Below are 6704 nucleotides of genomic sequence, written 5' to 3'. Positions count from 1 at the left end.
AGGATGAGCTGGCCGAGCTCAGTGCTCAGCTCTCCCAGGTGCAGGCCTACAGCGACTTGCTGCGGGTACAGACCCACGAACACAACAACCAGCTCGGCACCATTGCCGGCCTGATCGAGCTTGGTGCCACCCAGGAGGCGCTCGCCTTCATCGGGCGGGAGGCCGCTACCGAGCAGACCCTGCTCAGCTTCCTGATGGGAGCCATCGCCAAGCCCAAGGTGGCAGGGCTGCTGCTTGGCAAGTATCACAGGGCTCATGAGCTGGGGTTGGTGCTGGAGGTCGACGCGGAGGCTCATCTGCACGACATTCCCCTTCGTGTCAGCGGTTCCCAGCTGGTGACAGTGTTGGGCAATCTCATCGACAATGCCTTCGAGGCCACCCGTCGCCACGGCGCGCCTTATCAGCCGATCCGGGTCTCGTTGAGCGATCTCGGCCAGGATCTCATTCTGGAGGTGGAAGACGGGGCGGGCGGCATAGATCCGGCCCTGGCGGACAGGTTGTTCGAGCGCGGCGTCAGCAGCAAGGTCGAGCCCGGTCACGGCATCGGCCTCTCCCTGGTGCGCAAGACCCTGGATGCCCTGCAGGGGACCATCACCATCGAAGCCACGGCGCAGGGAAGTTGCGTCGTCTGTTACATTCCCAAGGAGGTGTGAGTGATCAAGATCCTGATCGTCGAAGATGATCCGGCCATCGCCGAGATCCACCGTCGCTTCGTGCAGCGGCTGGCGGGTTTCGAGGTGCTGGGGGTGGCGCTCACCCTGTTCGATGCCCGAGAGCAGATAGCCATCCTCCAACCCGATCTGGTGTTGCTGGATGTGTGGCTGCCGGATGGTGAAGGCTTTTCCCTCTTGCGTGAACTGCGCCAGGCGGGGGCCTGCCTGGATGTGATCTTGCTCACTGCTGCGCGGGAGGCGAGCGCCCTGCAGGAGGCGATGCGGCTCGGGGTGGTGGACTTTATCCTCAAACCCGTGGTGTTCGAGCGGCTACGCGATACCTTGGGCAACTATGCCGAGAGCCGCGCCGCCCTGGCGGCCCTTGCCGATATCGATCAGCAGGCGGTGGATGCCCTGTTCGGTACACCGCTGCAGCAGGTGGCGGCCGGTGGCCTGCCCAAGGGAATAGACGCGCTCACCCTGCAACGGGTACTGGCGGCATTGACCAGTGTCGGGGCCAGCGCAGAGGAGATAGGCAACCGGGTGGGGGTGAGCCGTACCACGGCGCGCCGCTATCTGGAGTTTCTGGTGGGTCAGCAGCTGGCGAGCCCGGAGCTGGAATATGGCACTGTGGGCCGGCCGGAGCGGCGCTATCAGTCAATACAGAAGCGCTAACACGGATGCGCCAGCACCAAGCTGCCAGTCGCGATATGCTGGCAGCATGGGAATTGCCCCATAAAAAGAGCGCCTTTCGGCGCTCTTTTGCTTCATGAAAACCCTGGGTTCAGGTCGGATCGGACTGCAGACTGGCAGCCGGTGCACGACGGGCCTGCCACCACTGCCAGACTGGCAACAGCAGCATCACCAGAGTCACCAGCGTGAAGCCGAGGGTAATGGGTCGCTCCCACAGGAAGCTCAGTGAGCCGTCGTTGATCACCAGGGCCCGGCGCAGGTTATCCTCCAGCATGCCCCCCAGAATGAACCCGAGCAGCATGGGGGCCATGGGGAAGTCCAGCAGGCGCAGGCCGATGGCGATCAGCGCTACCAGTACCATCACATAGATGTCCATGGTGTTGAAAGAGACTAGGTAGACCCCGATCAGCGAGAACAGCAATACCATGGGAATGAGTACGGGGCGCGGCACCTGCAGTATCTTGGCCAGATAGGGAATGAGCGGCAGGTTGAGGATCAGCAGCACCACGTTGCCCAGATACATGGAGATGATCACCGACCAGAACACCTCCGGGTGCTCCATGAACAGGCGCGGGCCCGGCTGAATACCGTAGGCGATGAGTGCCCCCAGCATCAGCGCCGTGGTGCCCGAGCCCGGGATCCCCAGGGTCAGCAGGGGCACGAAGGCGCCACTGGAGGCGGCGTTGTTGGCCGCCTCCGGTGCGGCTATACCGGTCAGGCTGCCCTTGCCGAACTCCTCCTGCCTGCGCTTGCTGGCGAAGTTGCGCTCGGCGCCATAGGCCATGAAGGAGGCGATGGTGGCGCCAGCGCCCGGCAGCACACCGATAAGAAAGCCCAGCACCGAGGAGCGCGCTATGGGCGGCGCTATCTCTTTTACCTCGGCCTTGCTCAGCTTGAGGGAGCCGAGCTGCTGGATCTTGCTCGCCTCCTCCTTGCTGGTGTCTTTGCCCGGGCGCAATACCGTCATCAGGATCTCCGCCAGGGCGAAGGTGGCCATGGCCAGCAACAGGAAGGAGAAGCCATCGCGCAAGTCCGGCAGGCCGAAGGTGAACCTGTCCACCCCGACGCTGCGGTCGATGCCAACAGTGGAGAGCATGATGCCGAACAGCGCCATGATCAGCGCCTTGAGCACCTGGCCCTTGCCGGCAAACGCCGCCACCGCGGAGAGCCCCAGCACCATGAGGGCGAAGTAGTCTGCTGACTGGAAGGAGAGGGAGACCTTGGCGAGCAGGGGGGCCGCCACCATCAGGAAGATGGCTGACAGGGTGCCGCCGGTGAAAGAGGCGTAGGCGGCGATGGCCAGCGCCTTGCCCGCCTGTCCCTTGCAGGCCAGTGGATAGCCGTCGATGGCGGTGATCATGCTGGCCGAGCAGCCCGGGGTGTTGATCAGGATGGAGGAGGTGGATCCCCCAAACATGGAGCCGTAGTAGACCCCGGCCATCAATATGATGCCGGAGGCCGGATCCAGCCCGTAGGTGATGGGGATCATCAGAGCGATGGCGGTGACCGGCCCGAGGCCCGGCAGCATGCCGATGAAGGTGCCGACGAAGCAGCCGACGATCACCATAAAGATGTTGATGGGCATCATGGCGGTGCCCAGTCCTTGCAAAATGCCGTCTAACATGGATTCTCCTTATCCCAGCAGTTGCGTGAATAGCCGACCCGGCTCGAGGTAAACGTTGAGCCCTTTGGTCAGCAGTGCCCAGAAGATGAGGGTGAAGGGCAGGCTTACCTTGCAGGCGAAGGCGAGGCTCTGCTCGCCCATCAAGCGGATCCCGCCGATGAGGAACAAGGTGGTGGCGATGAGAAAGCCGAGCCAGCCGAGGGCCAGCCCATAGACCAGCATCAGCAGCAGCAGGGCAAATACCAGCCGCCAGTTGCCCGTTTCGCGCTGCAGCCGCTCCCCGCCCGGAAAGCAGATCAGCAGCAGGGAGAGCAGGGCGCCGACGCCAGCCAGGGCATAGGGCAGGGTGCTGGCGGTAAAGGGTTCATATTCGTCCCCGGGGTAGCCGGGGATCAGGGTGGCGTGATAGCCGTAGGCGAGGGAGAGCAGCAAAAACAGCAGCCCCCCGAATCGCTCCTTGGTCAGGTGCATGACGATGACTCCGATGGGCGGGAGTGGCCCGCCACAGGTTGAGGGATCACTTGATGAAGCCGAGCTCGCGCATCAGGCCGCCAATCTGCTGCTCCTGCTGGTTGAGGAAGGCGGTGAACTCGGGACCGGACTGGTAGAGATTGGTCCAGCTGTTGCGGGCCCGGACCGTTTCCCACTCTGGCTTGTCGTACATCTGCTTGAGCAGGGCGGCGAATTCGGCGGATTTTTCGGTGCTGACGGCGGGGGAGGCAAAATAGCCGCGCCAGTTGGCAAAGACAGTCGGGTTACCCTGCTCGCTGAAGGTGGGGATCTCGCTGGCATCCGGCATGCGCTCGGGTGCCGTGACACCGAGGATCCGCATCTGGCCGGACTTGACCGCCTCCATCGCCTCGCCAAAGCCGGTGGAGAGCACCTGGGTTTCCCCTGAGAGCACCGCTGCCATGGCGCTGCCGCCGGCGTCATAGGCCACGTAACGCAGCTTGCTGGCATCCGCCCCGGCATTCTTGAAGGTCATGGCCGCCACCAGGTGATCCAGGCTGCCACGGGCGGAGCCGCCGGCTATCTTCACCTTGGCGGGGTTGGCCTCATAGGCTGCCAGCAGCTGGGGCCAGTTCTGGTAGGGGGAGTCCAGCGGCACGGCCAGCGCCTGATAATCGGCAATGATGGCGGCGACCGGGGTGAGATCCCTAAAGGATTGAGGTAGCTCCTTGGAGAGGGATTTGACGATGATGGGGGTGGAGTTGACCATCAGCGTCTTGTTGGACTGGGCCGAGGTCTCGATCAGGTGGGCGATGGCCTTGGCGCCGCCACCGGCCGAGATGTTCTGATAGGAGGCGGTGGTGATGAGGCCGGACTTGGTTAGCGCCTCGCCCGTGCCCCGGGCCGTGTTGTCCCAGCCACCGCCGGCGCCACCCGGGATCAGGAAATGAATCTCATCTATCTTGGCTTGCACGCCGAGGCTGGCGCCAAGCAGGCAGCAGAGCAGGGTGCGCTTGAGGGTTCCTTGCAACATGGTGTACTCCTTTGGATTGTTGCGGGAAGGTTAATTAATCGCGATGGGTTGTAAAACAATCTGACCGTAATGGCCATTAAGGCTGTTGTGGTCATTGTGTTCATTCTGGTCATGGCGGTATGAGAGGCTTCGTCTGGTTAGGCCGGGTGAGAAGCGGCGCTGTGGGTCGACGCTGCGTGCGGGTGATGGGGGGAGAAATGAAGAAGGGAGCCAATATGGCTCCCTTCTTGTTGTGGTGCGATCCTGTGCTAGAACCAGAAGCCGATGATGAAGGAGCCCGCCAGGGTCAGCATGACGTTGGCCACCGCATAGGTGCCGGCATAGCCGAGAGCAGGGATGGAGCTGTTGGCCGCCTCGTTGACCACATCCATCGCCGGGGCACAGGTGCGGGCGCCCGTGATGGCCCCCAGCAGCAGGGCCGGGTTCATCTTCAGCACCCAAATCCCGAACAGGTAGCCCACCAGCACTGGCAGCGTGGTCACCAGCATGCCTGAGAAGAGCACCACCATACCCACCTCACTGAGGTGATCGAGGATGCCGCCACCGGCTTTCAGACCCGTACTCACCATAAAGACGGCGAGTCCCAGATCCTTGGCCAGGCGCAGGGCGCCCGGCGGCACATAGCCGACCGTGGGGTGGTTGGCTCTCAGGTAGCCCATCAGGATCCCCGCCAGCAGTAGGCCGACGGCGTTGCCCAGACCAAACTCGAGCTGACCGAACACCAGGGAGACGGAACCGATCAGCAGACCCAGCACAAAGAAGGTGGTGAAGGCCACCAGATCCGTGGTCTGGCTGTGGATGCTGATGAAGCCTATCTTGTTGGCCAGCAGCTTGACCCGCTGCTTCTCGCCACTGATCTGCAGCACGTCGCCCTTTTGCAACATGATGTTGCGATCGAACGGCATCTCGATCTGGGAGCGCACCACCCGGTTGAGGAAGCAGCCCTTCTCGGTGAGGTTGAGCTCCACCAGATGGCGGCCCACCACAGCATCGTTCTTCACCACTATCTCTTCGGTGACTATTTGCAGGTCAAGCAGGTTGCGGTCGAACACCTCCTTGCCGTTGCGATAGTTGACGTCAAGCTTCTCGTGGCTCTCGGGATAACCGACCAGGGCGATCTCGTCCCCCTCCTGGATGACGGCGTCACCATCCGGGCTTGCCAGTATGCCGTTGCGACGGATCCGCTCCACATAGCAACCTGTGTGGGGATAGATGCCGGTTTCACGCAAGGTGCGTCCCCCGATCCAGGCTGCCAGTTCGGGGCCGACCCGGTAGGCGCGGATGATGGGCAGATAGGTCTTGCGGCTCTCGCTGTCGGAAAGCCCCCGCTCGCGGGCTATCTTCTGGGCCTCGGTGTTGAGGTCCAGCCGTGCCAGGGAGGGGAGGTAGCGCACCACCAGCATCAGTCCGACCAGACCCACCAGATAGGTCAGGGCATAGCCGATCCCCATGTTGTCGAGCACGGGTTGCATGTCGGTGCCGTGGGGCAGGTTGAGCAGGCCGCTGCGCAGGGCATCCTGTGCCCCCACCAGGGCCGGGGTCGAGGTGAGTGAACCGGCCAATATACCTGCCGCCATGCCTGGCCCCAGGTTGAAGAACTTGGCCAGTCCCACCGTCAACAGCAATGCCGTCAGCAGGATCACCAGGGTGAGGGTGATGTAGTGGATGCCATCGCGCAGGAAGACACTGAAGAAGTGCGGTCCCGCCTCTATACCCACGCAGAAGATGAACAGCATGAAGCCGACGTTCTCCGTGGTGGCGGTGAACTCGAAGCCCATCTGGCCGAACAGCAGGGCGGTAAACAGCACGCCTATGGTGTTGCCAATCTGGAAATTACCGACTCTGACTTTGCCTAGTAGCAGGCCGAAGGCCAGTACCACGAACAGCAGCAGGGAGTCGCTTTGATGTAGCAGTGTCACGAAATCTATGGTCATGCCCGGAAAAACCGAGGAAAAAAGTGGGGCCGATATTGTGCCGGATCCCTCATCAATAAAGAAGTGTCAAAGGGGGATTAATCGGCAGTAAAGCGTCCCGCTGTTGCCATGGTCGAGGGAAACCTCGGGGCTGGCAGGAAAATAACCTCTATTTTCGTCTGTTTGCCCCGCTGTCAATGAGTGATTCCTGCTATCTGCACTCCCGGCCCGTACAACCCGCTTGAAAATTTATTACCTGCTGTTTGGCGGCCAGGTTTCGTATTTTTTCAGCATATCTGACTGGGGGGGGTGGACCGAAATGGAAACCGGTATTGGGT

General features: G+C 62.1%; 6 protein-coding genes. 2 read left to right on the top strand and 4 right to left on the bottom strand.

Annotation, left to right across the window (positions count from 1 at the left end; translation table 11 throughout):
- Both AAC083_RS15395 and AAC083_RS15390 read left to right on the top strand, forming a co-directional pair.
- On the top strand, positions 1-653 hold a 653-nt coding region (locus tag AAC083_RS15395; RefSeq protein WP_146181694.1), incomplete at its 5' end, for a sensor histidine kinase.
- Positions 654-1328 carry a response regulator gene (locus AAC083_RS15390; protein ID WP_042034224.1) on the top strand — a complete coding sequence of 225 codons (675 nt, stop codon included), beginning with the start codon at positions 654-656 and terminating at the stop codon, positions 1326-1328.
- Between the two features lie 109 nt (positions 1329-1437).
- Here the strand turns inward: AAC083_RS15390 and AAC083_RS15385 are convergent, their stop codons facing one another.
- From AAC083_RS15385 to AAC083_RS15370, 4 genes are all read right to left on the bottom strand, one after another.
- Positions 1438-2970: a tripartite tricarboxylate transporter permease gene (locus tag AAC083_RS15385; protein WP_042034225.1), complete on the bottom strand. Its 1533-nt coding sequence runs from the start codon at positions 2968-2970 to the stop codon at positions 1438-1440.
- A gap of 9 nt (positions 2971-2979) precedes the next feature.
- Positions 2980-3441: a tripartite tricarboxylate transporter TctB family protein gene (locus AAC083_RS15380; protein WP_108537052.1), complete on the bottom strand. Its 462-nt coding sequence runs from the start codon at positions 3439-3441 to the stop codon at positions 2980-2982.
- A gap of 46 nt (positions 3442-3487) precedes the next feature.
- Complete coding sequence (locus AAC083_RS15375; protein WP_108537051.1) at positions 3488-4453, bottom strand: tripartite tricarboxylate transporter substrate binding protein; 966 nt, start codon at positions 4451-4453, stop codon at positions 3488-3490.
- 248 nt (positions 4454-4701) lie between these two features.
- A complete protein-coding gene (locus AAC083_RS15370) occupies positions 4702-6387 on the bottom strand; it encodes an aspartate:alanine antiporter (protein WP_042034229.1) in 1686 nt (561 codons plus the stop codon).
- Between the last annotated feature and the right edge of the window lie 317 nt (positions 6388-6704).

The sequence above is a fragment of the Aeromonas sp. HMWF014 genome (genome assembly GCF_963878295.1).
GTDB lineage: Bacteria > Pseudomonadota > Gammaproteobacteria > Enterobacterales > Aeromonadaceae > Aeromonas > Aeromonas popoffii.
Note: the sequence above shows the minus strand (reverse complement) of the source record. Positions and strands in the feature narration are given on the sequence as shown.

Bases quoted from the DNA above. Each gene is read 5' to 3' on its own strand.
- AAC083_RS15370 (WP_042034229.1), bottom strand. From the start codon at position 6,387: ATGACCATAGATTTCGTGACACTGCTACATCAAAGCGACTCCCTGCTG.
- AAC083_RS15380 (WP_108537052.1), bottom strand. From the start codon at position 3,441: ATGCACCTGACCAAGGAGCGATTCGGGGGGCTGCTGTTTTTGCTGCTC.
- AAC083_RS15385 (WP_042034225.1), bottom strand. From the start codon at position 2,970: ATGTTAGACGGCATTTTGCAAGGACTGGGCACCGCCATGATGCCCATC.
- AAC083_RS15375 (WP_108537051.1), bottom strand. From the start codon at position 4,453: ATGTTGCAAGGAACCCTCAAGCGCACCCTGCTCTGCTGCCTGCTTGGC.